The sequence below is a fragment of the Streptomyces sp. NPDC088147 genome (genome assembly GCF_044741565.1).
Classification (GTDB): domain Bacteria; phylum Actinomycetota; class Actinomycetes; order Streptomycetales; family Streptomycetaceae; genus Streptomyces.
Window position 1 is genome coordinate 224,650 of sequence record NZ_JBIUSY010000002.1, and the last position, 25,491, is coordinate 250,140.

Annotated in this window: 17 protein-coding genes; 9 read left to right on the forward strand and 8 right to left on the reverse strand. The window is 71.9% G+C overall.

Annotated features, from left to right (window positions below):
• Window positions 1–58 precede the first annotated feature (58 nt).
• The 4 genes from ACIOGX_RS06380 to ACIOGX_RS06395 are packed head-to-tail and all read right to left on the reverse strand — an operon-like array spanning window position 59 to window position 5,798.
• Window positions 59–1,234, reverse strand: a complete 1,176-nt coding sequence (locus tag ACIOGX_RS06380; protein WP_356508488.1) for an acyl-CoA dehydrogenase family protein — start codon at window positions 1,232–1,234, stop codon at window positions 59–61.
• A 6-nt stretch (window positions 1,235–1,240) separates the two neighbouring features.
• Complete coding sequence (locus ACIOGX_RS06385) at window positions 1,241–2,188, reverse strand: hydroxymethylglutaryl-CoA lyase (protein WP_401910818.1); 948 nt, start codon at window positions 2,186–2,188, stop codon at window positions 1,241–1,243.
• Complete coding sequence (locus ACIOGX_RS06390; protein ID WP_401910821.1) at window positions 2,185–4,158, reverse strand: biotin carboxylase N-terminal domain-containing protein; 1,974 nt, start codon at window positions 4,156–4,158, stop codon at window positions 2,185–2,187. Before ACIOGX_RS06390 ends, ACIOGX_RS06385 begins: the two co-directional genes overlap by 4 nt.
• Before the next feature lie 8 nt (window positions 4,159–4,166).
• Window positions 4,167–5,798, reverse strand: a complete 1,632-nt coding sequence (locus ACIOGX_RS06395) for a carboxyl transferase domain-containing protein (protein WP_129771273.1) — start codon at window positions 5,796–5,798, stop codon at window positions 4,167–4,169.
• 160 nt (window positions 5,799–5,958) lie between these two features.
• On the opposite strand from ACIOGX_RS06395, the gene ACIOGX_RS06400 reads away from it, so the two are divergent.
• Window positions 5,959–6,576, forward strand: a complete 618-nt coding sequence (locus ACIOGX_RS06400; RefSeq protein ID WP_356508480.1) for a TetR/AcrR family transcriptional regulator — start codon at window positions 5,959–5,961, stop codon at window positions 6,574–6,576.
• Between the two features lie 230 nt (window positions 6,577–6,806).
• Entirely contained in the window at window positions 6,807–7,586 is a 780-nt protein-coding gene (locus ACIOGX_RS06405) for a phosphatase (RefSeq protein ID WP_401910824.1), read from the forward strand.
• Window positions 7,587–7,637: 51 nt separating this feature from the next.
• Here the strand turns inward: ACIOGX_RS06405 and ACIOGX_RS06410 are convergent, their stop codons facing one another.
• Window positions 7,638–8,795, reverse strand: a complete 1,158-nt coding sequence (locus ACIOGX_RS06410; protein WP_383960508.1) for an acyl-CoA dehydrogenase family protein — start codon at window positions 8,793–8,795, stop codon at window positions 7,638–7,640.
• 140 nt (window positions 8,796–8,935) lie between these two features.
• Window positions 8,936–10,372, reverse strand: coding sequence for a PucR family transcriptional regulator (locus ACIOGX_RS06415; protein WP_401910827.1), 1,437 nt, complete (start codon window positions 10,370–10,372; stop codon window positions 8,936–8,938).
• Between the two features lie 128 nt (window positions 10,373–10,500).
• Between ACIOGX_RS06415 and ACIOGX_RS06420 the strand changes: the two genes are divergently transcribed.
• From ACIOGX_RS06420 to ACIOGX_RS06450, 7 genes are all read left to right on the forward strand, one after another.
• Window positions 10,501–11,997 carry a sodium:solute symporter gene (locus ACIOGX_RS06420; protein WP_356508476.1) on the forward strand — a complete coding sequence of 499 codons (1,497 nt, stop codon included), beginning with the start codon at window positions 10,501–10,503 and terminating at the stop codon, window positions 11,995–11,997.
• A 153-nt stretch (window positions 11,998–12,150) separates the two neighbouring features.
• Window positions 12,151–13,173: an agmatinase gene (gene speB, locus ACIOGX_RS06425; protein WP_401910831.1), complete on the forward strand. Its 1,023-nt coding sequence runs from the start codon at window positions 12,151–12,153 to the stop codon at window positions 13,171–13,173.
• A complete protein-coding gene (locus tag ACIOGX_RS06430) occupies window positions 13,170–14,849 on the forward strand; it encodes a thiamine pyrophosphate-binding protein (protein WP_401910833.1) in 1,680 nt (559 codons plus the stop codon). Before speB ends, ACIOGX_RS06430 begins: the two co-directional genes overlap by 4 nt.
• Before the next feature lie 234 nt (window positions 14,850–15,083).
• Complete coding sequence (locus ACIOGX_RS06435) at window positions 15,084–15,947, forward strand: serine hydrolase (RefSeq protein ID WP_401767497.1); 864 nt, start codon at window positions 15,084–15,086, stop codon at window positions 15,945–15,947.
• A gap of 164 nt (window positions 15,948–16,111) precedes the next feature.
• Window positions 16,112–20,155: an ABC transporter transmembrane domain-containing protein gene (locus ACIOGX_RS06440; RefSeq protein WP_401910835.1), complete on the forward strand. Its 4,044-nt coding sequence runs from the start codon at window positions 16,112–16,114 to the stop codon at window positions 20,153–20,155.
• A 143-nt stretch (window positions 20,156–20,298) separates the two neighbouring features.
• Window positions 20,299–20,715 (forward strand): hypothetical protein, encoded by a 417-nt coding sequence (locus ACIOGX_RS06445; RefSeq protein ID WP_383960492.1) that lies wholly within the window; start codon window positions 20,299–20,301, stop codon window positions 20,713–20,715.
• A gap of 104 nt (window positions 20,716–20,819) precedes the next feature.
• On the forward strand, window positions 20,820–22,259 hold the full coding sequence (locus tag ACIOGX_RS06450; RefSeq protein ID WP_356508466.1) for a S28 family serine protease: 1,440 nt from the start codon (window positions 20,820–20,822) through the stop codon (window positions 22,257–22,259).
• Between the two features lie 189 nt (window positions 22,260–22,448).
• Here the strand turns inward: ACIOGX_RS06450 and ACIOGX_RS06455 are convergent, their stop codons facing one another.
• Window positions 22,449–24,317 (reverse strand): glycoside hydrolase family 3 protein, encoded by a 1,869-nt coding sequence (locus tag ACIOGX_RS06455; protein ID WP_401910838.1) that lies wholly within the window; start codon window positions 24,315–24,317, stop codon window positions 22,449–22,451.
• Between the two features lie 193 nt (window positions 24,318–24,510).
• Window positions 24,511–25,419 carry a LysR family transcriptional regulator gene (locus ACIOGX_RS06460; RefSeq protein ID WP_401910840.1) on the reverse strand — a complete coding sequence of 303 codons (909 nt, stop codon included), beginning with the start codon at window positions 25,417–25,419 and terminating at the stop codon, window positions 24,511–24,513.
• Window positions 25,420–25,491 lie beyond the last annotated feature (72 nt).

A 25,491-nucleotide genomic window follows, 5' to 3' on the forward strand; every position in this document is an offset into this window, starting at 1 on the left:
CGAGCCGGAACGGCGCCGGCGCCGGGGGATCGGCCACATCCCCGGCGCCCGGTGAGCCTCAGCCCGTGGGACTCAGATCGGCCAGGCCCAGCTCCCGCGCGATCAGCATCCGCTGGACCTCGCTCGTCCCCTCACCGATCTCCAGGATCTTGGAATCCCGCCACATCCTGGCGACCGGATACTCGTTCATGAAGCCGTATCCGCCGTGGATCTGGGTGGCCTCACGGGCGTTGTCGACCGCGACCGTCGACGAGTACAGCTTCGCCAGCGCGGCCTCCTTCTTGAACGGCTCGCCGTGCGTCAGCCGGGAGGCCGCGTCCCGCCAGCCGATCCGCGCCATGTGCGCGCGCATCTCCATGTCGGCGATCTTGAACTGGATGGCCTGGTTGGCGCCGATCGGCCGGCCGAACGCGTGCCGCTCGCGCGCGTACGCCACCGACTCGTCCACACACCCCTGGGCGAGCCCGGTCGCCAGCGCGGAGATCGCGATCCTGCCCTCGTCGAGGATGCGCAGGAACTGCGCGTACCCACGGCCCTCCTCGCCGAGCAGATTGGCCAGCGGGACGCGGACGTCCGCGAAGGACAGCTCGCGGGTGTCCGACGCGTTCCAGCCGACCTTCGAGTACGGGGCCGCGACCGTGAACCCGGGGGTGCCCGAGGGCACGATGATCGAGGAGATCTCCGGACGGCCGTCCTCCTTGCGGCCGGTGACGGCCGTGACCGTGACCAGGCCCGTGATGTCCGTACCGGAGTTGGTGATGAAGCACTTGCTGCCGTTGATCACCCATGAGTCGCCGTCGCGCACGGCGGTGGTGCGCGTGCCGCCCGCGTCCGAACCGCAGTCCGGTTCCGTCAGGCCGAACGCGCCGAGCAGTTCGCCCGAGCAGAGCCGGGGCAGCCACGCGCGCTTCTGCTCCTCCGTACCGAAACGGTGGATGGGCATCGCGCCGAGCGAGACGCCCGCCTCCAGGGTGATCGCCACCGAGGAGTCGACGCGGGCCAGCTCCTCCAGGGCGATACCGAGCGCGAGATAGTCGCCCCCCATGCCGCCGTACTCCTCCGGGAACGGCAGCCCGAACAGCCCCATCCGCCCCATCTCACGGACGATCTCGTAGGGGAATTCGTGCCGCTCGTAGAAGTCGCCGATCTTGGGCGCGACGACCTCGCGGGCGAACTCCTCGACGGTGCGCCGCAGTTCTTCGTGCTCGGCGGAGAGCCGGTGGTCCAGGGACATCGATGGTCACTCCTTGTGGGAGAGGGCGCGGACGGTACGGGAGGGGCTGGGGCGGCCCAGCCGTTCGGCCAGCCAGTCGCTGGTGGCGACGAGCCGGCCGAGATCGACGCCGGTTTCGATACCGAGGCCGTCGAGCATCCACACGAGGTCTTCGGTGGCGAGATTGCCGGTCGCGCTCTTCGCGTACGGGCAGCCGCCGAGGCCGCCCGCGGAGGCGTCGACGGTGGTCACTCCGTGCTGGAGCGCGGCGAGGGTGTTGGCGAGCGCCTGGCCGTACGTGTCGTGGAAGTGCACCGCGAGGGCGTCGGTCGGCACGCCCTCCTCGTTCAGCTCGGCCAGGAGCGTCTGCACATGTCCGGGCGTGGCGACGCCGATGGTGTCGCCGAGGCTCAGCTCGTCGCATCCCATGTCCCTGAGGGCCTTGGCGACCCTGACGACCTGATGGACCGGGACGGGCCCCTCCCAGGGATCGCCGAAGCACATCGAGAGATAGCCGCGGACCGCCATACGGTCCTCCCGGGCCCTGGCGACGACCGGCTCGAACATGGCGAGCGACTCGTCGACCGTCCGGTTGAGATTGGCCTTGGCGAAGGATTCCGTGGCGCTGCCGAACACGGCGATACGGCGGGCGCCCAGCGCCATGGCGCGGTCCAGCCCGCGCGCGTTCGGCACGAGCACGGGAAGCTCGATGTCGGGGGCCCCGCCGAGGTCGGCGAGCATCGGGAACAGCAGCTCGGCGTCGGCCAGTTGGGGCACCCACTCGGGGCGGACGAAGCTGGTCGCCTCGATGGTGGTCAGTCCCGCGTCGGCGAGGCGGTGGATGAACTCCGCCTTGACCTCGGTCGGTACGACGCTCTTCTCGTTCTGGAGCCCGTCGCGCGCGCCCACCTCGTGGATACGGACCCGGGGCGGCAGGCCCTGCGCGGGCACCGCCATGGGCAGTCCCTCGGTCATGACTCCTCCTCGGCGGGGCCGGCCGGCGCGACGACGGCCAGCACCTGGTCCATGGCGACGGTGGAGCCGGGGGTGACGTCCAGCTCGGTGACCGTGCCGTCGTGCGGGGCGGAGATGACGTGCTCCATCTTCATCGCCTCGACGACCAGCAGACTCTGCCCGGCCGTCACCTCGTCCCCGACGGCCACCTTCACGACGGTGACCGTCCCGGGCATCGGCGCGGTCAGCGCGTCCACACCGCCCGCCCCGGCGGCCCCGCGCAGGGCGGCCTCCACGGGGTCGAAGTCCTGGACGTGCCAGCTGTCCCCGTCCCTGCCGAGCCAGTCGCCCGCGCGGTGGAAGGTGTGGGTCACCCCGTCCACGGTGACCGTGACCCGGCCGGGCTCCACCCGGGACCGGTCCGCGGGCGGCGCCTCGACCGTCACGGGTTCAAGTCCCGTTACTCGCAGGGGATGGCCGACCGGGTGGGGCACGCCACCGAGGCGCCAGCCGTCCGGTACGGAGAAGGGGTCCACCCATCCCGCGGTCGCGGGCGGCAGCAGCCCCGCCCGGCGGACCGCCGCCGCGGCGGCGTACACCTCGGGCGGGACCGTCTCCGCCAGCAGCCCCGCCGCCTCGCGCTCGACCAGACCCGTGTCCAGCTCGCCCGCGACCACCGAGGGGTGGGCCAGCAGTCTGCGGAGGAACCCGGCGTTCGTCGGGACCCCGAGCGTGACCGTCTCCGCGAGCGCCGCGCGCAGTCTGCGCAGGGCCGTGGCGCGGTCGGGGCCGTACGCGATGACCTTGGAGAGCATCGGGTCGTACGCGCTGCCGACATCCGCGCCCTCGGAGAGGCCCGAGTCGGTCCGTACGCCGTCGCCCTCCGGCTCGCGCAGGGCCAGGACCGTACCGCCGGAGGGCAGGAAGCCGCGGGCGGGATCCTCGGCGCAGACGCGCGCTTCCACCGCGTGGCCTTCGAACGCGATGTCGCCCTGGCCGAAGGGCAGTTCCTCGCCGGAGGCGATCCGCAGCTGCCACTCCACCAGATCCAGGCCGCGCCTGCCTCCGACCGACACCGCCAGCTCGGTCACCGGATGCTCGACCTGGAGGCGGGTGTTCATCTCCATGAAGAAGTACGACGACGGGTCACCGCCGGGGACGATGAACTCGACCGTCCCCGCGCCCGTGTATCCGCACGAGCGCGCCGCCCGGACCGCCGCCTCGCCCATCGCCGCGCGGGTCGCCTCGTCCAGCAGGACGGACGGCGCCTCCTCGACGACCTTCTGGTGGCGGCGCTGGAGAGAGCACTCGCGCTCTCCCAGATGCACCACGTTCCCCCGGCCGTCCGCCAGGACCTGGATCTCGATATGGCGCGGGCGGTCCACCCACCGCTCCACCAGGAGCGTGTCGTCCCCGAAGGAGGAGCGCGCCTCGCGCCGGGCCGCCGCGATCTCCTCGGCGAGCGCCGCCTCGGACCGCACCAGCCGCATGCCCTTGCCGCCGCCGCCCGCCGAGGGCTTCAGCAGCACCGGCATCCCGATCCCGCGCGCCGCCTCCGCCAGCTGGTCATCGCTCAGTCCGCCGCCGGAGGAGCCGGGCACCACCGGGACCCCGGCGGCCCGTACGGTCTCCTTGGCGCGGATCTTGTCGCCCATCAGGGCGATGGCGGGCGCGGGCGGGCCGACGAAGACCAGCCCCGCGTCCGCGCAGGCGCGCGCGAAGCCGGCGTTCTCGGCGAGGAAGCCATAGCCGGGGTGGACCGCCTCCGCGCCGGTGCGGGCCGCCGCCTCCAGCAGCCGGTCGACGCGCAGATAGCTCTCGGCGGCGGCGGCGGGCCCGATCCGTACCGCCGTGTCGGCCTCCCGCACATGCCGGGCGTCCGCGTCCGCGTCGCTGAACACCGCGACCGAGCGCACGCCCAGGGTCCGCAGCGTACGGATGACGCGGACCGCGATCTCGCCGCGGTTGGCGATCAGAACGGTGTCGAACATTCCCACCCTCACATCCGGAAGACGCCGAAGCCGGGCGCCGCGCTGTCCCTCGGGGGCAGCGGGGCGTTGGCACACGCGGTCAGGGCCAGACCCACCACCTGGCGGGTGTCCAGCGGGTCGATGACGCCGTCGTCCCACAGGCGCGCGGTCGCGTAGTAGGCGTTGCCCTGGGTCTCGTACTGCGCGCGGATCGGGTCCTTGAAGGACTCCTCGTCCTCGGCCGGCCACTCCTCGCCGCGCGCCTCGATCTGGTCGCGCTTGACGGTGGCCAGCACCGAGGCGGCCTGCTCGCCGCCCATCACCGAGATCTTGGCGTTGGGCCACATCCACAGGAAGCGGGGGGAGTAGGCCCGGCCGCACATCGAGTAGTTGCCCGCGCCGTACGAACCGCCGACCACGACCGTCAGCTTCGGCACCCGCGCGCAGGCGACGGCCGTCACCATCTTCGCGCCGTGCTTGGCGATCCCGCCCGCCTCGTAGTCCCGGCCGACCATGAAGCCCGAGATGTTCTGGAGGAAGAGCAGCGGGATACCGCGCTGGTCGCACAGCTCGATGAAGTGCGCGCCCTTCTGGGCGGACTCGGAGAACAGGATGCCGTTGTTGGCGACGATGCCCACCGGATGGCCGTGGATCCGCGCGAAGCCGGTGACCAGCGTCGTACCGAACTCGGACTTGAACTCGGCGAACCGCGAGCCGTCGACCAGCCGCGCGATCACCTCGCGGACGTCGTAGGGCGTACGGGAATCCACCGGCACCGCGCCGTACAGCCCGGCGGGGTCCGCCTTCGGCTCCTCCACCGGCTCGACGGACCAGGGGAGCGGGCCGCGCGCGGGGAGCGTCGAGACGATCGTGCGGACGACGCGCAGCGCGTGCGCGTCGTCCTCGGCGAGATGGTCGGTGACCCCCGAGACCCGGGAGTGGACCTCGCCGCCGCCCAGCTCCTCGGCCGTGACGACCTCACCGGTCGCCGCCTTCACCAGCGGCGGGCCGCCCAGGAAGATCGTGCCTTGCCCGCGGACGATCACGGCCTCGTCGCTCATCGCCGGGACATACGCCCCGCCCGCCGTGCAGGAGCCGAGCACCGCGGCGATCTGCGGGATGCCGGCGCCGGACATCCGGGCCTGGTTGTAGAAGATCCGGCCGAAGTGGTCGCGGTCGGGGAAGACCTCGTCCTGCATCGGCAGGAAGGCGCCGCCGGAGTCCACCAGATACACACAGGGGAGCCGGTTCTCCAAAGCCACCTCCTGGGCGCGGAGGTGTTTCTTCACCGTCATCGGGTAGTACGTACCGCCCTTGACCGTGGCGTCGTTGGCGACGATCACCACCTCGCGCCCGCTGACCCGGCCGATCCCGGCGATCACCCCGGCGGCCGGGGCCGCTCCGCCGTACATCCCCTCGGCCGCGAGCGGCGCCAGCTCCAGGAAGGGCGAGCCGGGGTCGAGGAGGGTGTCCACCCGGTCGCGCGGGAGCAGCTTTCCGCGCGCGGTGTGCCGGGCGCGGGCCTTCTCGCCGCCGCCGAGGCGCGCGGCGACGAGCCGCGAGCGCAGGCCGTCGGCCAGCTCCTGATGGGCCGCCTCGTTGGCCCGCCATGCCTCGGACGCCGGATCGGCGGCGCTCGCCAGGACTGGTGCCTGCCGCATCGCTCGTAGCCCCCCTCGCTGGGTTTACTGGTGTGGTCGTGCGGTGTGGTGGTGCGCGCTGTGTCGGTGCGTGCCGTGTCGGTGCGTGCTGCGTTAGTGAGCGTTAACGTGACGCCTCCAGGTTAACGACCGCTAACGGCCCTGTCTAGAATGATTTCCCATGAGCACCAGGACCGCGGCCCCGACCCGCCGCGAGCAGATCCTCAGCGAGGCCGCGCGCCTCTTCGCCGAGCGTGGGTTCCACGGCGTCGGTGTCGACGAGATAGGGGCGGCCGTCGGCATCAGCGGGCCCGGTCTGTACCGCCATTTCGCGGGCAAGGACGCGATGCTCGCCGAACTGCTGGTCGGCATCAGCGGACGGCTGCTGGACGGCGGGAAGCTGCGCGTACGGGGCGCGGGCGCGGCCGGCGACCCCGCCGCCGTTCTGGCCTCGCTGATCGACGGGCATATCGACTTCGCCCTGGACGACCGCCCGCTCATCACCCTCCACGACCGCGAGCTGGACCGTCTGAGGGACAGCGACCGCAAGCTGGTGCGCCAGCTCCAGCGCCAGTACGTGGAGCTGTGGGTCACGGTCGTACGGGAGCTGTACCCGGCCGTCCCGGAATCCCAGGCGCGCGGCGCGGTCCACGCGGTCTTCGGCCTGCTGAACTCGACACCGCACCTCGGCTCACCCGGCGGCGGCCTCCCGGGCCGCGCCGCGACGGAATCCCTGCTGCGCCGCCTGGCGCACGGCGCGTTCGCCGCGCTGGGCGATACGGGTGAGGCCGGGCGGTAGCGGTAGCCAGAGGGCGGGCGGCGGAGGGCGGGCGGCAGGAAGAGGCCCGGCGGCAGGGGCGAGCCGGGGGACGCCCGGCGACCCGGAGGGCGCCGCCGGTCGCGGGTGAGGCCCGCCGCCGCACGCCGACGGGCGCCCGCCGGAGTCCGGGCTGGTCGAAGACCGGCCGAAGACAGTCCGGGAACCGGGACACCCGGCGCGGCGCGCGGGTCGGACGGCACAATGGGTTCATGCCGATACCGAGCCGTGCCGCCCTTGTCGACCATCTCGTCCGAACGCGTATCGCCGGGAATGTCGCCACCCCCCGCGACAACAACCTCTCCCACTACCGCAAGCTGGCCAATGGCGACCGCCACTACTGGCTGGGCCTGGAGCTGGGGGACCGCTGGACCGACGAGCAGGACGTGCTCGCCGTGATGGCCGAGCGGTGCGGGGTCAGCGACGACCCGGAGCACCGCGCCGGTCAGGACACCATCGATCCCGAGCTGACCGTGGACGGCCTGGAGCGGCTGGCCGCCCGGTTGCGCAAGGCCGCCGCGGGCAAGCAGCGCGTGCTGTTCGCGACCGGCCACCCGGGCGGGCTGCTGGACGTGCACCGCCAGACCGCGGACGCCCTGCGGGCCGCGGGCTGCGAGATCGTACGGATCCCGGGCGGGCTCACCGCCGACGAGGGCATGGTCTTCCAGTTCGCGGACATCGCGATGCTGGAGCGCGGCGCGACCCTCTGGCACACGCACTCGCCGGAGCCGATGCGGGCGATCCTGGACGGTCTGGAGCGCGAGGGCAGACCACAGCCCGATCTGGTGGTCGCGGACCACGGCTGGGCGGGATGCGCGGGCCAGCGCGGACTGGACTCGGTCGGATACGCGGACTGCAACGACCCGGCGCTCTTCATCGCCGAGGCGGAAGGCACGCTGGAGGTGACCGTCCCGCTGGACGACCATGTCACGGACCCGCGCTTCTACGACCCGATGACCGCCTACCTGCTGAACGAGGCGGGCCTGCTCTGACCGTACGGCCGGACCGGCCCGCCCCGCCCCTTCCCGCGGCCCTTCGACTTCTTACAGACCCATCGACTTGGCGATGATCATCTTCATGACCTCGCTGGTGCCGCCGTAGATCCGGTTGACGCGATTGTCCGCGTACAGCCGGGCGATCGGGTACTCGTTCATATAGCCGTAGCCGCCGTGCAGCTGGAGGCACTTGTCGATGACGCGGTGCGCGACCTCGGTGGTGAAGAGCTTCGCGGACGCGGCCTCTGCCGCGGACAGCTCGCCCAGGTCATGGGCCTCCAGCGCGCGGTCGACGACGGCCTCCGCCGCGTCCACCTCGGCCTTGCACGCGGCCAGTTCGAACTTCGTGTTCTGGAACGACGCGACGCTCTTGCCGAAGACCGTCCGCTCCTGGACGTACGCCTGCGCGAACCGGACCGCCGCGGCGGCCTGCGCGTACGCGCCGACGGCGATGCCCAGCCGCTCCTGCGGCAGGTTCTGGCCGAGGTAGGAGAAGCCCTTGTTCTCCTCGCCGAGCAGATCCTCGACCGGGACCTTGACGTCGGTGAAGGACAGCTCGGCGGTGTCGGAGATCCGCAGCCCCAGCTTGTCGAGCTTGCGGCCGACCGCGTACCCCTCGGACGCCGTGTCCACGACCAGCAGCGAGATGCCGTGGCGGCGGTCCTCGGCGGTCGGGGCGGCGGTACGGGCGCAGACGATCACGCGGTCCGCGTGCACGCCGCCGGTGATGAACGTCTTCGCGCCGTTCAGGACGTAGTGCGTGCCGTCCTCGGAGAGCCTGGCGGTGGTCTTCATGCCGGCCAGGTCGGAGCCCGTGCCCGGCTCGGTCATGGCGATGGCGTACATCGCCCGGCCGCTGACGAAGTCCGGCAGCCAGCGCTTCTTCTGCTCGTCGGTGGCGTACGCCTTCAAGTAGGGCAGGCAGAGCGCGACATGGACCCCGGAGCCGCCGAAGGAGACACCCGCGCGTGCGCACTCCTCGGTGATGACCGCCTGGAACTTGAACGATTCCTCACCCGCGCCGCCGTACTCCTCGGGCACCTCGATGCCGAAGATGCCCAGCTCGCCGAGCTGGTAGTAGAAGTCGCGGGGCGCCTGCCCCGCCGCGTACCACTCGTCGTGGACGGGGACGACCTCGGCCTCGATGAAGGCGCGGATGGTCTCCCGGAACGCCTCGTGGTCCTCGTTGTAGACAGTACGGCGCACTGGAGTGCCTCCCCGTCGTGGCTAAGCGCTTGCTCATCCAAGTTACCCGGCGGTTCGTTCCGGTGTCCAGGCCCCGGGAACGGTCGGCTCGCCGGCCGGGCGGGGTCCGCGGACGCGAGCCGCGGAACCGGCCCGCGCGGTCACGCCCAGCGCAGCGCGAACCACAGCTCCATCCGTACGTCGGCGTCGTCCAGGTCCGTGTCCAGCAGGGTCGCGCAGCGGGCGATCCGCTGGCGGACGGTGTTGCGGTGGACGGCCAGGGCCACCGCCGTACGGTCCCAGCTGCCGTGCAGCGAGAGCCAGACGCGCAGCGTCTCGGCCAGGGCGGGGGAGCCGGCGAGCGGCGCGAGACGGGCACGGGCGTGGGCGGCGGCCTCCTCGGGGGCGAACAGGCCGGTGAGTCCCTCCCCGTGGTGGTGTACGAGCGGGGTGCGGGTGGCCTCCGCGCGGCGCAGCGCGCGCCCGGCGCGGGCGTCGGCGGCGGCCAGTTCCGCGGGTTCCACCGGCTCGCTGACGCCCAGGGTCCAGCCCGGCCGGGCGGTGACCTCGCGGTCGGTGACGACCCGGGTCGTGGTGCCGTCCGTCTCGACCAGCGCGCTGCCCAGTGCCGCCGCCAGCGCGCCCGCCGCGAAGAGCGTGGAGCCGCCGCGCCCGTGGACCACGCTCCACGGCCCCGGTCCGAGCAGCGGCGCGGCCTCGGCGGGCGTGGCCCCGAGCAGCATCCGTACGAGCGCCGCCGAGCGGCCCGCCTCGGCCGCGCTCTGATGGGGCGCGGTGAGCAGCGACAGCAGGACGACGGCGACGCCGGTGACCGTGTGGTCCCCGGCCTCCCGTCCGCCGGTGGCCACGCCGAGGACGAGGCCCTGTCCGCCGCCGAGCGCGTAGGCGGCGAGATGGGCGCCCTGGGCGGTGTCGGTGGCCGACGCCGGTCCGCCGCGTACCACCCGGGCCAGCCGCGCGAGAGCCGTACGGACCCCGGGCGACGGAGCCTGGCCCGTGGTGTGCAGCTCCGCGCCGTCCGGCGCGAACAGCACCGCGCGGCCCCCCAGCCGCACCGCCAGCTGCCGCAGCACGGCGGGCACCGGGTCCTGGCGCGCGGCGGCGGCCGCCAGACCCTGCTGTGCCTGGGTCACCCGGCGCAGCTCGCGGTGGCGTGCCTCCGCCATCAGCCGCCACACCCCGCGTGCGACGGTGGTGAACGGGGTACGCGGCGGTACTTCGAGCAGCGGCAGGCCGTGCCGGTCGCATGCCTCGACAAGCGCGGGCGGCACCGTGTCGTACACCGGCGTCACCCCGAAACCGAGCGCCGCCGCGCCCGCCTCGACCACCCGCGCCGCGTACTCGTCCGCGTACGCGTCGCTGAGCTGGACACCGGCGGTCAGCAGCAGCTCCCCGCCGAGCAGGTACGGGTACGGATCCGCCATCTCCGAGGTGTGCACCCAGTGCACCACCTGGGAGCCGTCGTCCGGCGGCCCGGCGATCCGGCGCAGCCCGAGATCCCGGTCCGCGAGCAGCGCGGCCAGCGGGATCGGCGGGGTGGGCGGGGAAGCGGCGGGGCGCGCGGTGGGGTTCGTCATGGATGTTCCATCCGTCATTCGTCTGCGGAGTGGATGAAACGTACACTTCAGCGATGCTTTCCGGCCACCTACCGTCATGACCCACAAGAACGCGGGATGAAGAGTGTGAGTCGAGACGGAGGAAGCCCATGGCTGTCGATTACGCGGTGATCGTCGTCTATCTGGCCGGCATGCTGGCCATGGGCTGGTGGGGCATGCGCCGCGCCAAGTCCAAGAGCGAGTTCCTGGTCGCGGGCCGCAGGCTGGGCCCCTGGATGTACTCCGGCACGATGGCCGCGATCGTCCTCGGCGGCGCCTCCACGATCGGCGGGGTCGGCCTCGGCTACAAGCACGGGCTCTCCGGCGCCTGGATGGTCTTCACCATCGGCCTCGGCCTGCTCGCCCTTTCCGTCTTCTTCTCCGCGCGGATCGCCCGGCTGAAGGTCTACACCGTCTCCGAGATGCTCGATCTGCGCTACGGCGGCCGGGCCGGGGTCATCTCGGGCATCGTGATGTGGGCGTACACGCTGATGCTCGCGGTCACCTCGACCATCGCCTACGCCACGATCTTCGACGTCCTCTTCGATCTGCACCGCACTGTCGCGATCATCCTGGGCGGGGCCATCGTCGTCGCGTACTCGACGCTCGGCGGCATGTGGTCCATCACGCTCACCGACATGGTGCAGTTCGTCGTCAAGACCGTCGGGGTGCTGCTGCTCCTGCTGCCCATCGCGGTGGTCAAGGCGGGCGGGTTCAGCGAGATGAGGGCGCAGCTGCCGGACGAGTACTTCGCGCCGTTCGGCATCGGCGGCGAGACGATCTTCACCTATGTGCTGATCTACACCTTCGGCATGCTGATCGGACAGGACATCTGGCAGCGGGTGTTCACCGCGCGCGGCGACAAGGTGGCGCGCTGGGGCGGCACCGTCGCCGGTACGTACTGCCTGGTGTACGCGCTGGCCGGAGCGGTCATCGGGACCGCGGCCAAGGTGCTCTACCCGAATCTGGGCAGCGCGGACGACGCGTTCGCGACCATCGTCAAGGACGAACTGCCCATGGGCGTACGGGGGCTGGTGCTGGCCGCCGCCCTCGCGGCCGTGATGTCGACCTCCTCGGGCGCGCTGATCGCCTGTGCGACCGTCGCGAACAACGACATCTGGTCGCGGCTGCGGAGGGTCGGCGGCCGGGGCGGCGGCGCGGACGGCGGACCGGGCGGCGCCGAGCACGACGAGGTCAGGGGCAACCGGCTGTTCATCCTGATCATGGGGATCGGCGTCATCGCCATCGCGATCGCGCTCAACGATGTCGTCGAGGCGCTCACCGTCGCGTACAACCTGCTCGTCGGCGGACTGCTGGTGCCGATCCTCGGCGGTCTGCTCTGGAAGCGCGGGACGGTGTACGGCGCGCTGGCCGGCGTGATCGTCGGTGGCGGGGCCGTCGTGGGGCTGATGGCGGCGTACGGCATCCTCGCCAACGAGCCCGTCTACTACGGGCTGTTGTCCTCGCTGGCCGCCTATCTGATCGTCAGCCTGGCGACCCGGCCGACGGACGAGGCGGTGCTGGCCGCGTGGCGGCGCCGGCTCGCGGGTGAGGCGGACGACGAGAGCCCCGGGACCCCGTCCGAGCCGGCCCTTCCCGTGGGCTGAGGGCGGGCGGCGCACGACCCGGACCGGCCCACTGTCCGTGGGCCGGTCCATTCTTGACAGAGCATCACACAGCGACATGTATCGGTACGCAGCGCCGCACAGCGGCGCGGAGCCGCGCAGAGCCGCGCGAGCACTACCCGGAGAGGCCCGACGATGAGCGGCAACGGAAACGAACCCCAGGTCACTTCCCAGGTCACCGGCGACGGGAGCCGCGACGGCGGCCCACGTGGCCCGGTCGACTCGTCCCGCGTCCCGAGGTACGCGGGCCCGGCCACCTTCGCCCGGCTGCCCCGGCTCGACGAGGTCGGCACCGCCGATGTCGCCGTCGTCGGCGTCCCCTTCGACACCGGCGTCTCCTACCGTCCCGGCGCCCGCTTCGGCGGAAACGCGATCCGGGAGGCGTCGCGCCTGCTGCGCCCGTACAACCCGGCCCAGGACGCCTCCCCGTTCGCCCTCGCGCAGGTCGCGGACGCCGGGGACATCGCCGCCAACCCGTTCAACATCAACGAGGCCGTCGACACCATCGAGGCCGCGGCCGACGAACTGCTCGGGACCGGCGCGCGTCTGATGACGCTCGGCGGCGACCACACCATCGCGCTCCCGCTGCTGCGCTCGGTGGCGAAGCGGCACGGCCCGGTCGCGCTGCTCCACTTCGACGCCCATCTGGACACCTGGGACACCTACTTCGGCGCCGAGTACACGCACGGGACGCCGTTCCGCCGGGCCGTCGAGGAGGGCATCCTCGATACGGAGGCGCTCTCGCACGTCGGTACGCGCGGCCCGCTCTACGGCAAGCGGGACCTGGACGACGACGCCAGGATGGGCTTCGGGATCGTCACGTCCGCCGATGTGATGCGCCGGGGCGTGGACGAGATCGCCGACCAGCTGCGGCAGCGCATCGGGGACCGTCCGCTGTACATCTCCATCGACATCGATGTGCTGGACCCGGCGCACGCGCCCGGCACCGGCACGCCCGAGGCGGGCGGGCTGACCTCCCGTGAACTCCTCGAAATAGTGCGGGGACTGGCCTCCTGCAATGTGGTCTCGGCGGATGTCGTCGAGGTCGCGCCCGCGTACGACCACGCCGAGATCACCTCCGTCGCCGCCTCCCACACGGCGTACGAACTGACGACGATCATGTCCCGGCAGATCGCCGCGGGGAAGGCGACGAAGTGACCCACGACCACGATCACGACCACGGGCCCCGGCCCCTCACCCCCGGACAGACCGCCGCCGCCCTGGCGCCACCCGCCGGGCGCAACGGCGGTGACCTGGTCGTCGAGACGCTGTACGGGCTCGGCGCCACCACCGTGTTCGGGCTGCCGGGACAGCACGCGCTGGGGATGTTCGACGCCCTGCGCCGGTCCTCGCTCCAGTACGTCGGCCTCCGTGTCGAGAACAACGCGGGGTTCGCCGCCGACGCGTACGGCAGGGTCACCGGCGAGGTCGCCCCGCTGCTGCTCTCCACCGGCCCCGGCGCCCTGACCTCGCTCGCCGCGCTCCAGGAGGCGGCCGCCGCCTCGGCGCCCGTCCTCGCGATCTCCAGCCAGATCCCGTCGGCGGGGCTCGGCGGCGGCCGGCACGGCTATCTGCATGAACTCCGCGACCAGCAGGCGTCCTTCCGCGACATCGTGAAGTCCGTGCACCCCGTCCGCGCCGCCTCCCAGATCCCGTCAGCGATCGCCGCCGCCTGGGAATCCGCGCTCACCGCGCCGCACGGCCCGGTCTGGGTCGAGATCCCGCAGGACGTCCTCCTCGCCGGGACGTCCCTGCCGGTCGTCACCGCCATGGACGCGACCCCGCGCGAGCTGCTGCCCCGTCCCGAACTGACCGCCGTGGCCGCCCACGCGCTGTCGAACGCCGCCCGCCCGGCGATCATCGCGGGCGGTGGAGTCGTCCGCGCCGACGCCGGAGGCAAGCTCCGCGCGCTCGCCGAGAAGCTGGCCGCGCCGGTCGTCACCACCTTCGGCGGCAAGGGCGCCTTCCCCTGGGAGCATCCGCTCTCGCTCCAGTCCTGGCTGGAGGACCGCCACACCACGGACTTCCTCGAAGACGCGGACGTCCTGCTGGTGGTCGGCTCCGGGCTCGGCGAACTCTCCTCGAACTACCACACGTTCCGCCCGCGCGGCCGGGTGATCCAGATCGAGGCGGACCTCGGCAAGCTGGAGTCCAACCACCCCGCCCTCGGCATCCACGCCGACGCCCGCAACGCGCTGTCCGCGCTGCTGGACGCGGTGAGCGAGCGCCGGGACCCGGCGGGCGCCGAGTCGGTCCGTACGGTCCTGACGAAGGTACGGGCCAGGATCGCCGCCCAGGACCTCACCCTGGAGCAGCAAGTGCTGGCCTCCGTACGCGACGCGCTGCCCGCCGCGTCCCCCAGCTTCTGGGACATGACGATCCTCGCCTACTGGGCCTGGTCCGCCTGGCCGGGCCCGATGCACTCCGGCCAGGGCGCGGGCGGTCTCGGTTACGCGTTCCCCGCCGCCCTGGGCGCGGCGGCGGCCGACCGTACGAAACCGGTCCTCGCCGTCTCGGGCGACGGCGGCGCGATGTACTCGCTCGCGGAGCTGGCCACCGCCCGCCAGTACGACCTGCCGGTCACATGGCTGATCGTGGACGACGGCGGCTACGGGATCCTGCGCGAGTACATGACGGACGCCTTCGGCGAAGCGACCGGTACGGAGCTGTCGCGCCCGGACTTCGTGGCGCTGTCCGAGTCCTTCGGCGTCCCGGCGGTCCGTACCACCCCGGAGTCCCTGCGCGAGGACCTCGCCGGGGCGCTCGCGGCACCGGGCCCGTCGGTGGTCGTTCTCCCCGCCCTGCTCAGGATGTTCGCCCCGACCCATCTCTGACCGATCTCTGACCGGAGCCCACGGGTGCGGCCGGGGGAGTCGGCGGTGTCCGGGGCAGTCGGTGATGTCCGGGGGCGTCGGTGGCGTCCGGCGGGACGGTTGCGGCAAGACCGACAGTTGTGACAATCGCGACACCATTCGGCCGTACAACCATTCACCCGTACGTGTGCATCATGGTCGGCGGGCGCGCCGCGCGGAGCGCGCTCGCCGACGCTCCAGGGGCGGGAATCCCTCATGACGCACCAGCGAAAGTCCCGGCGTGCCCGGGGCCCGCTCGCCGCCGCCCTGGCGGTGGGCGTACTCGTGCCGGTGACCGCGGGAACGGTGCCCGCCGCCGCGGCGGCTCCGGCCGTCACCTGCACCTCGGACAAGGCCGGGCTCGGCGCCGAGCTGACCAGGGACATCACCGCGTCGCTCAAGGGCCGGAAGTCCACCACGGCCCTCGCGGTCCACGACCGCACGACCGGCACGCGCTGCGCCCTGCACGCCACGCAGCAGTACGACTCCGCCAGTGTGGTCAAGGTCACTGTCCTCGCGACGCTGCTCTGGGACGCGCGGAAGACGCACCGCAAGCTGACCGGGCGTGAGACCGATCTCGCCACGGCCATGATCACCAGATCGGACAACGCGTCGACCAGCACGCTGTGGAAGCAGCTCGGCCCGACGAAGGTCAAGGGCTTCCTCAAGGCCGCGGGGATGACCGGGACCGTCCCGGGCGCGAAGGGTTCCTGGGGCCTCACCCAGATCACCGCGCAGGACGAGAGGCGACTGCTGTCCCTGATCACCGGGGAGAACACCGTGCTCGGCGCCGCCTCGCGCGCCTTCATCCTGGACCGGATGGGCAAGGTCGTGACGTCCCAGCGCTGGGGCGTACCGGCGGGCGCCCCGGCCACCGCGACCGTCCAGCTCAAGAACGGCTGGCTCCAGCGGTCCACCCACGGCTGGCGCGTGCACAGCATCGGCGCGTTCACGGGCAAGGGCCACGACTACACGATCACCGTCCTCACCTACGACGACAAGACGATGAACGACGGCATCAACACCATCCAGGCCGTCGCCAGGGCAGTCCACAAGGACCTCGCGAGGGCCGGCGCCTAGATCCTCCTGTCCGGGGCCCGGAGACGGAGATCCCGGCGGCGAGGTCCTAGGACCAACTGCTGGTGCGTCTGCGACCACGGACCGGTATCTGTTGCGGAGGGATGAAATCCGCGACGGCCCGCGTTGGTGCCTTCCGGCAGATCAGGTCGATCGGGAGGCACTCAGTGGCGGCGGCGGAGCAGGGGTGGGCACGGCGGCTCACGGGATACGCGTGGCGGTACCGGCGCAACGTGGTGCTCGCCCTCGGGTCCTCGCTCGCCGGGATGGCGGTGATGGCGCTCGTCCCGCTGATCACCAAGGTCGTCATCGACGATGTCATCGGGGGCGGTGACCGCTCCCTCCTCGTCTGGACCGGTCTGCTGATCGTCGCGGCCCTCGCCGTCTACGCCGCCACCTTCGTCCGCCGTTACTACGGCGGACGGCTCGCGCTCGACGTCCAGCACGATCTGCGTACGGAGATGTACGACACGATCGCCCGGCTCGACGGGCGGCGTCAGGACACGCTCTCCACCGGCCAGGTCATCGGCCGCGCCACCAGCGACCTCCAGCTCATCCAGGGCCTGCTCTTCATGCTGCCGATGACCATCGGCAACGTGCTGCTGTTCCTGATATCCCTGGTGATCATGGCGTGGCTGTCGCCGCCGCTGACACTGATCGCGCTGGCCGTCGCCCCCGCCGTCTGGTTCATCGCCCGCCGCAGCCGCACCCGCCTGCACCCCGCCACCTGGTACGCCCAGTCGCAGGCCGCCGCGGTCGCCGGGGTCGTGGACGGGGCCGTCTCCGGCGTACGCGTGGTCAAGGGGTTCGGCCAGGAGGACCAGGAGACCGGAAAGCTCCGCGACGCGGGCCGCAAGCTGTTCGCCGGGCGGCTGCGCACCATCAGGCTCAACGCCCGCTACACCCCCGCCCTCCAGGCCGTCCCCGCGCTGGGGCAGGTCGCGATGCTGGCGCTCGGCGGCTGGCTGGCCACCCGGGGACAGATCACCCTCGGCACGTTCGTCGCCTTCTCCACCTATCTCGCCCAGCTCGTCGGCCCCGTCCGGATGCTCGCCATGGTGCTGACCATCGGTCAGCAGGCACGGGCCGGGGTGGAACGGGTGCTGGAGCTGATCGACACGGAACCGACCCTTCAGGACGGTACGAAGGAGCTGCCGGCGGACGCCGAGGCATCGGTCGAGTTCGACGACGTCTCGTTCGCGTACGAGGACGGGCGGACCGTTCTCGAAGGGTTCTCGCTGGAGATGCGGCCGGGCGAGACCGTCGCCGTCGTCGGCTCGTCCGGCAGCGGCAAATCCACGGTCTCGCTGCTGCTGCCCCGCTTCTACGACGTGACGCACGGCGCGGTCCTCGTCGGCGGCCATGACGTGCGCGAGCTGACCCTCCACTCGCTGCGGGCCGCCATCGGGCTCGTACCGGAAGACAGCTTCCTCTTCTCCGACACCGTTCGGGCCAACATCGCCTACGGAAAGCCGGACGCCACCGAGGAGGAGATCCTCCGGGCCACCCGCGCCGCCCAGGCCCATGGCTTCATCTCGGAACTGCCCGGCGGCTACGACACCAAGGTGGGCGAGCAGGGCCTCACGCTCTCCGGCGGACAGCGCCAGCGCATCGCGCTCGCGCGGGCCATCCTCACCGACCCGCGGCTGCTCGTCCTCGACGACGCCACCTCCGCCGTGGACGCCCGGGTGGAGCACGAGATCCATGACGCGCTGCGCGCGGTGATGGCCGGCCGGACGACGCTGCTGATCGCCCACCGCCGCTCCACCCTCGGACTGGCGGACCGTATCGCCGTACTGGACGGCGGCCGGCTCGCCGACGTCGGGACGCACGAGGAACTCCAGCGGCGCTCCGCCCTCTACCGGCGGCTGCTGACCGAGCCGGACGAACTGGGCGGGGTCTCGCCCGGTCACACGGCGGTCGCCGTCGAGGCGCTGTCCGGGGCCGGGACCGGGGGCGAGACGGGGGTGATCGAGCCCGAGGCGTCCGCCGGATCCCCTGCGTCCGCCGGATCCCCTGCGTCCGCCGAGTCGCCGGAGTCCCTTGAGCCTCTTGAGTCCATGGAGTCGCCGAAGTCGTTGGAGTCCCTGGAGTCTCCGGGGTCCGTGGCGGACGCCCGCGCCCTCCAGGCCGAGATCGACGCGGAGTTCGACGCCGAGCGTGGTGTCACCCCCGCCCTGTGGGAACGGGACGAGGCGCCCGGCGGCGGTTCGTCGGACTCCGCGGCCCCCGGCGCCACACCCGAACTGCTCGCCCAGGTCGAGGCGCTGCCCCCGGCCACCGACCTGCCCGCGATCGACGAGGCGCGCGCCGTGGCCGCCGAGGAGGCGTACGGGCTGCGCCGGCTGCTGCGCGGGTTCGGGCTGCCGCTGCTGGTCAGCCTGGCGCTCGTCGCGGTCGACGCGGGCATGGGCCTGCTGCTCCCGGTCCTCATCCGGCACGGCATCGACCAGGGCGTCGAGCAACTGGCCCTCGGCGCCGTCTGGACGGCCGCCTCGCTCGGTCTGCTGACCGTGCTCGTCCAGTGGGCGGCGCAGACCGGCGAGATCCGCAAGACGGGCCGCACCGGCGAACGTGTCCTCTACGCGCTGCGGCTCAAGATCTTCGCGCAGCTCCAACGGCTCGGGCTCGACTACTACGAGCGTGAGCTGACGGGCCGCATCATGACCCGTATGACGACCGACGTCGACGCGCTGTCGACGTTCCTGCAGACCGGGCTCGTCACCGCGTTCGTCTCCGTCGTCACCTTCTTCGGCATCCTGGTGGCGCTGCTGGTGATCGATGTGGAACTGGCGCTGGTGGTCTTCGCGACCCTGCCCGTGCTGATCGTCGGTACGTACTTCTTCCGCCGCAAGAGCGTGCAGGCGTACGAACTGGCCCGCGAGCGCATCAGCGTCGTCAACGCGGACCTCCAGGAGTCCGTGTCCGGGCTCCGGATCGTCCAGGCGTTCCGGCGCGAGAAGGACGGCGGCGCGCGCTTCGCAGCCCGCAGCGACCACTACCGTTCGGCGCGGGTACGGGGCCAGTGGCTGATATCGGTCTACTTCCCCTTCGTCCAGCTGCTCTCCTCGGTGGCCGCGGCGGCCGTGCTGATCGTGGGCGCGGGGCGGGTGGAGGCGGGCACGCTGACGACCGGCGCGCTGGTCGCGTACCTCCTCTACATCGATCTGTTCTTCGCGCCGGTGCAGCAGCTCTCGCAGGTCTTCGACGGCTACCAGCAGGCGACCGTCTCGCTGGGCCGGATCCAGGAGCTGCTGCGGGAGCGGACGTCGACGGCCGCCCCGAAGGCGCCGCTGGACGTGCTGTCGCTGCGCGGTGAGATCGCCTTCGAGGGCGTCGAGTTCTCGTACGGAGGCGGCATCGACGGAGACGCCGTCGAGAGAAGCGCCGTCGAGAGAAGCGGCGTCGAGAGAAGCGGCGTCGAAGGGACCGGCTCGGCGGGAAGCGGCTCGGCGGAACGCGGCCTGGAGGGGAGCGGCTTCGAGGCGAGCGGCATCGCCGGAGGCGCTGAGGCCGCGCTGACCGGGGTGGATCTGCGCATACCGGCCGGCCAGACCGTCGCCTTCGTCGGTGAGACCGGCGCGGGCAAGTCCACGCTGGTCAAGCTGGTCGCGCGGTTCTACGACCCGACCGCGGGCCGGGTGACGGCGGACGGTACGGATCTGCGCGAGCTGGATCTGACGGCGTACCGGCACCGGCTCGGCGTCGTACCGCAGGAGGCGTATCTCTTCGCCGGTACGGTCCGGGACGCCATCGCGTACGGGCGCCCCGAGGCGACCGACGCGGAGGTGGAGGCCGCGGCCCGCGCGGTCGGCGCCCACGAGATGATCGCCACCCTGGACGGCGGCTATCTGCACGCGGTCGCCGAGCGCGGCCGCAATCTCTCCGCCGGACAGCGCCAGTTGATCGCCCTGGCCCGCGCCGAACTGGTCGACCCGGACGTTCTGCTGCTCGACGAGGCGACCGCCGCGCTGGACCTGGCGAGCGAGGCGCTGGTCAACCAGGCCACCGACCGGCTCACCGGCCGCCGTACCACCCTGGTGGTCGCCCACCGGCTGACCACCGCGGCCCGCGCGGACCGGGTGATAGTGATGGACCACGGCCGGGTGGTGGAGGACGGCACACACGAGCAACTGCTCGCGCTGAACGGCCGGTACACCCGGCTGTGGAGCAGCTTCATCGGCGAGGAGGAGCCCGCGGCGGTGCGGTGACGCGGTGTCCGGTTGTGTTCGATTGTGACTGGTTGTGCCGGTTGCGCGGGGGTGTACGGGGGCGCACGGGGCGCGGTTCCGCAACCGTCCTGGCTCCCCAGGCGTCGTACGGATGTACACCCGAGTAGTCATGGGGGGCATTCGTGTTCGGTTCGGCTGGGGCGGCCGGGAGTGGAACCAGGATCAGCAGAGCACTGCTGCACTGTCTGGTGGTCCTGGCCGCCGGGGGAGCCACGGTGCTGGCCGGTCCCGGTGCGTCAGGAGCCGAGGCCGCGTCGGTCTGTTCGGGCCGGCCGCAGAAGACGGTCGGCTTCGCCACCGGCGAGCTGCGGGTCTACAAGAACCGCGGCTACGCCTGCGCGGTCACCGTCGCCAAGAAGCCGGGGACCAGGCGCGCGATGTCGGTCAGCCTCCAGCCGCGCGGCGGCAACCCGGTCGTGGACAGCGGCGACTACACCCACCGGGCCGGCCCGGTCACGGTGCACGCGCTGAACCGCTGTGTACGGGCCACGGGCGTCGTCTCGGGGAAGAAGGGCTCGACGGGCTGGATCCTCTGCTGAGGATTGCGCGGGAGCCCGGCGGGATAAAACGGTCAAGAGGACTGGCGGTTCGGACGGTGACCGGGCTAGGTTCACGGCGTCTGTCATGAACACAGGGAGTGTGAATGCGCAAGGCGCTGAGATGGGTGTTGTCGTTCGTGCTGGTCATAGGCACGGTGGCGACAGCCGGCGCGGCCACCGCCGCCGATCGGAGTGCGGACCAGAAGACCGCCGCCGACACCACCGACATCAAGGACCGAATCCTCGCGATCCCGGGGATGAGCCTGATCCAGGAGAAGCCCTACGAGGGATACCGCTACTTCGTTCTCAACTACACGCAGCCGGTGGACCACCGGAAGCCGTCCAAGGGCACGTTCCAGCAGCGCGTCACGCTGCTGCACAAGGACACCAGCCGGCCCACGGTCTTCTTCACCGGCGGCTACAACGTCTCCACCACCCCGAGCCGCAGTGAGCCGACCCGGATCATCGACGGCAACCAGGTGTCGATGGAGTACCGCTTCTTCACCCCGTCGCGCCCGCAGCCGGCCGACTGGTCGAAGCTGGACATCTGGCAGGCGGCCAGTGACCAGCACCGGATCTTCACCGCGCTGAAGAAGATCTACCCCAAGAACTGGCTCTCCACGGGCGGTTCCAAGGGCGGTATGACCGCCACGTACTTCGAGCGCTACTACCCGCGCGACATGGACGGCGTCGTCGCGTACGTCGCGCCCAATGACGTGTGGAACACAGAGGACTCCGCGTACGACCGGTTCTTCGAGCGCGTCGGCACCAAGGAGTGCCGCGACAAGCTCAACGCCGTGCAGCGCGAGGCGCTGATCCGGCGCGAGCCGCTGGAGAAGAAGTTCAAGGAGTGGGCGGACGCCAACGGCGCCACGTTCCACACGATCGGCACGCTCGACAAGGCCTACGAGGCCACCGTGCTCGACTTCGTCTGGGGCTTCTGGCAGTACAGCCTGCTCTCCGACTGCGACACCATCCCGGCGGCCACCGTCTCCGACCAGGAGATCTACGACACCGTCGACACGATCTCCGGCTTCTCCGCCTACACGGACCAGGGCCTGACGACGTACACGCCGTACTACTACCAGGCCGGTACACAGCTGGGCTCGCCCGACATCAAGCAGCCGCACCTGGGCAATCTGAGCCGGTACGGATACCAGCCGCCGCGGAACTTCGTACCGCGCGACATCCCCATGAGGTTCAACCCGCTGACGATGCCGGATGTCGACAACTGGGTCCGCCACCACGCGAACCAGATGCTGTTCGTGTACGGCCAGAACGACCCGTGGGGCGCGGAACGGTTCCGCCTCGGCAGCGGCGCGCGTGACAGCTATGTGTATGTCGCGCCGGGCGCCAACCACGGCGCCAATGTCGCGGGTCTGGTCCCGGACGAGCAGGCGAAGGCCACGGCCCGGATCCTGGCCTGGGCGGGCGTCGCTCCGGCCGCCGTGCAGAAGGACGAGTCGAAGGCGAAGCCGCTGGCTCCGTTCGACTCCAAGCTCGACCGCCAGAAGGTGGAGCGGCAGCAGACCTTGAGGCCGTAGCGCGTCGGCTCTCCGAGCCGCCCGCCGTTGCCGCGGTGCCCGCGCCGTGCCCGCAGTGCCCGCAGTGCGCGCGCGGTGCCCGTAGTGCGCGCGCGGTGCCCGTAGTGCCCGCAGTGCCCGCCGTTCATGGGACTCGATGCCTCGTGAACGGCGGGCACTGCGCGTCTCCCGTGCCGGCGCCGGCTGTGGTCAGTAGCCCAGTCCGTGGCCGACGGGATACAGCACCCGCGTCGGATCGTCCGCGCGCTGCACCGGCACCGGCAGCCGGCCCCTGGGACGCGCCCGGCCCGCGATCACCCGTGCCGCGGCCCGCAGTTCGACATCCGTCCATGAGTAGGCGGCGAGGGACGCGGTGACACCGGGCAGCCACGCGATGTCGTACGGATTGCGGATGGCGACCGCGACGACGGGAACGCCGCTCGCGGCCAGCGCGCTCACCAGCGTGCGCTGCGTGCTGGTGGCCGAGACGTTGTACGTGGCCACGACCACCGCGTCCTTGCCCCGCGCGGCCTCCACCGCCGCCGCGACGAGCGCCGCGGTGGGTGCCGTACCGGTGGACAGGGCCGTGGCGGTGAAGCCCAGTTGGGTCAGGGCGGTGGCCAGCACGGTGGTCGGCGGACCCGTCGTCCCGGAGGGCGAGGCCGGATCGGCGCCCACGACCAGCAGATTCCTCTCCCGGCGACGGCTCAGGGGCAGCAGTCCGCGCTCGTTGGCGAGCAGGGTGGTGGTGTTCTCGGCGATCCGGTCGGCGGCGGCGAGATGCGCCCGGGTGCCGACCTCGCGGTCCACGTCCCGGGGCGAGACATAGGGATCACCGCGGAACAGCCCCAGCCGGTCCTTCAGTTCGAGGATGCGCAGGACCGACTCCTCGACGCGCCGCTCGCTGAGCTCGCCCCCCTTGACCGCGGCCACGACGGCGTTCCACGCCACGCGGAGATCCGGCGGATTGAGCAACTGGTCGACGCCCGCCTTCAGCGCGAGGACGGGCACCCGGTCGTCGCCGTACTTCTGCCGTACGCCCGCCATCCCGAGCGCGTCGGTGACCACCAGGCCGTCGTAGCCGAGCTGTTCGCGGAGCACGCCGGTGACGATGGGGTGCGAGAGGGTCGCCGGGTCCTCGCTCGGATCGAGGGCGGGGACGACGATGTGCGCGGTCATGATCGAGGTGACACCGGCGGCGATCGCGGCCCGGAACGGCGGCGCGTCCAGCTCCGCCCACTGTGCGCGGGTGTGGTGGATGGTGGGCAGCGCGTAGTGGCTGTCGTCCTTGGTGTCGCCATGACCCGGGAAGTGCTTGGCCGCGGTGGCGATACCGGCGCTCTGGTACCCCTTGACCTGGGCGGTCACCATCCCGGCCACCGCCTGCGGATCGGCGCCGAAGGACCGGACGCCGATGACGGGATTGGCCGGGTTGACGTTGACGTCCGCGTCGGGCGCGTAGTTCTGGTTGATGCCCATGGCGGCCAGCTCCGTGCCCGCGATCCGGGCGGCCTCGTGGGCGTCGGAGTGCGAACGGGACGCGCCGAGCGCCATGGCGCCCGGCAGCAGCGTGGCGGGCTCACCGATCCGGGCGACGATGCCGTGCTCCTGATCGGTGGCGATGATCAGGGGCACGGGGACGCGCTGGGCCAGTCCGGCCTTCTGAATGCCATTGGAGAGGCCGGCGATCTGGTGCGGATCACGGGTGTTGTGTGCCCAGGCGAAGTAGATGATGCCGCCGACGTGGTACGTGGAGATCAGCTCGGCGGCCGTGCGGATCCCGATCTCGGCGAGGTTGGAGTCGATGTCGGCCTGGTCGGGCGCGGTGGCGGAGTGGCCGTACACCCGCATGACGAAGAGCTGGCCGACCTTCTCCTCCAGGCTCATACGGCTGATGAGGCGGCGCAGGCGAGCGCGGCGGTCCAGGGGGTCGCGGCGGTCGAGGGGGAGCCGGTCGGGGGCTCGCTCGTGGGGCGGGGGGACGGCGGCGGCCGCGGGAACGGCGGCGGTGGTAACAGCCGCCGCCGCTACGGCGGTTGCGGTGAGGAGGGCGCGTCTGGAGATGGTCCGGTCGTGCACTGGTGCTCCTTCCGGCCGTGCGCTGCGAGGAAAGTGAAGGAAACTTCCAAGATTTACGGATATCCGGAAAGTAACTGCCAGTCAAGAGACGCGCCACGGACAGCACCTGCGAGCCGCGACGGCCGGGACCCGGCCCGGCGGTGAGGCGCGGGGCTCGGCGGTGAGGCGCCCGGCCTTCGGTAAGGGGCGGGACTCAGGCGGCGGCGACCGCCGGCCAGTGCCGCCGCAACGTCTCCACGGTCGCCGTGACCGCCGGACGTCTGGCCGCGCCCGTCCGCCAGAGCGCGTACAGCCTGCGTATCGGTACGGGGTCGAGCGTGATCGCGCGTACCCCCTCGGGCAGCGGCCCGCGCCCCAGGCGCGGAATCATGGCGATACCGAGCCCCGCCGCCACCAGCGCGAGCTGTGTGTGGCTCTCCTCGGCCTGATGCGCGAGATCGGGCTCGCAGCCGGCCGCGCGCAGCGTACGCGTCAGCCAGTCGTGGCAGACCGTCCCGGGCGGCTGGCAGATCCAGCGCTGTCGCGACAGGTCCTCCCGCCGGACGGACGGCCGCCCCGCCAGCGGATGCGCCGCCGGTACGAGCACATCGCACAGGTCGTCCCCGATGATCGCCTGCTCCACGCCCTCGGGGGCGGGCAGCGGCGCGATGTCCCAGTCGTGCGCGACCGCCAGATCGATCGCCCCGCGGGCCACCAGATCGATGGAGAGATGCGGATCGATCTCCCGCAGCCGGACATCGAGGGTGGGGTGCCGTGCGGCCAGCTCCGCCAGGACACCGGGGAGCAGCCCGCGGGCCGAGGAAGCGAACGCCCCGACGACGAGCTGCCCGGTCGGCTTTCCCCTGCGCTCCTCCAGCGTGGTCTCGGCGCGCTCCATTATCCCGAGCAACTCCTCAGCCGTGGAGGCGAGATGGCGCGCCTCGTCGGTGAGCGCCACGCCTCGCCCGCGCCGCTCCAGCAGAGTCGTACGGGTCTCCCGCTCCAACTTGGTGATCTGCTGGGACACGGCCGAGGGCGTATAGCCGAGAGCCGCGGCCGCCGCGGCCACGGAACCGTGGACGGAGACGGCGTGCAGTGCGCGCAGCCTGGCCAGATCGAGCATCGCTGCCCCCTTTCCTGGAGCTTTTCGGAGAATCATAAGCAACGCTGAATTCCACCATGAAGAAATCCGCGC

What these genes read in the sequence shown, in the direction of transcription:
- ACIOGX_RS06380 (WP_356508488.1), bottom strand. Translation starts at nt 1,234, where the DNA reads ATGTCCCTGGACCACCGGCTCTCCGCCGAGCACGAAGAACTGCGGCGC.
- ACIOGX_RS06385 (WP_401910818.1), bottom strand. Translation starts at nt 2,188, where the DNA reads ATGACCGAGGGACTGCCCATGGCGGTGCCCGCGCAGGGCCTGCCGCCC.
- ACIOGX_RS06390 (WP_401910821.1), bottom strand. Translation starts at nt 4,158, where the DNA reads ATGTTCGACACCGTTCTGATCGCCAACCGCGGCGAGATCGCGGTCCGC.
- ACIOGX_RS06395 (WP_129771273.1), bottom strand. Translation starts at nt 5,798, where the DNA reads ATGCGGCAGGCACCAGTCCTGGCGAGCGCCGCCGATCCGGCGTCCGAG.
- ACIOGX_RS06400 (WP_356508480.1), top strand. Translation starts at nt 5,959, where the DNA reads ATGAGCACCAGGACCGCGGCCCCGACCCGCCGCGAGCAGATCCTCAGC.
- ACIOGX_RS06405 (WP_401910824.1), top strand. Translation starts at nt 6,807, where the DNA reads ATGCCGATACCGAGCCGTGCCGCCCTTGTCGACCATCTCGTCCGAACG.
- ACIOGX_RS06415 (WP_401910827.1), bottom strand. Translation starts at nt 10,372, where the DNA reads ATGACGAACCCCACCGCGCGCCCCGCCGCTTCCCCGCCCACCCCGCCG.
- ACIOGX_RS06420 (WP_356508476.1), top strand. Translation starts at nt 10,501, where the DNA reads ATGGCTGTCGATTACGCGGTGATCGTCGTCTATCTGGCCGGCATGCTG.
- speB (WP_401910831.1), top strand. Translation starts at nt 12,151, where the DNA reads ATGAGCGGCAACGGAAACGAACCCCAGGTCACTTCCCAGGTCACCGGC.
- ACIOGX_RS06435 (WP_401767497.1), top strand. Translation starts at nt 15,084, where the DNA reads ATGACGCACCAGCGAAAGTCCCGGCGTGCCCGGGGCCCGCTCGCCGCC.
- ACIOGX_RS06450 (WP_356508466.1), top strand. Translation starts at nt 20,820, where the DNA reads ATGCGCAAGGCGCTGAGATGGGTGTTGTCGTTCGTGCTGGTCATAGGC.
- ACIOGX_RS06460 (WP_401910840.1), bottom strand. Translation starts at nt 25,419, where the DNA reads ATGCTCGATCTGGCCAGGCTGCGCGCACTGCACGCCGTCTCCGTCCAC.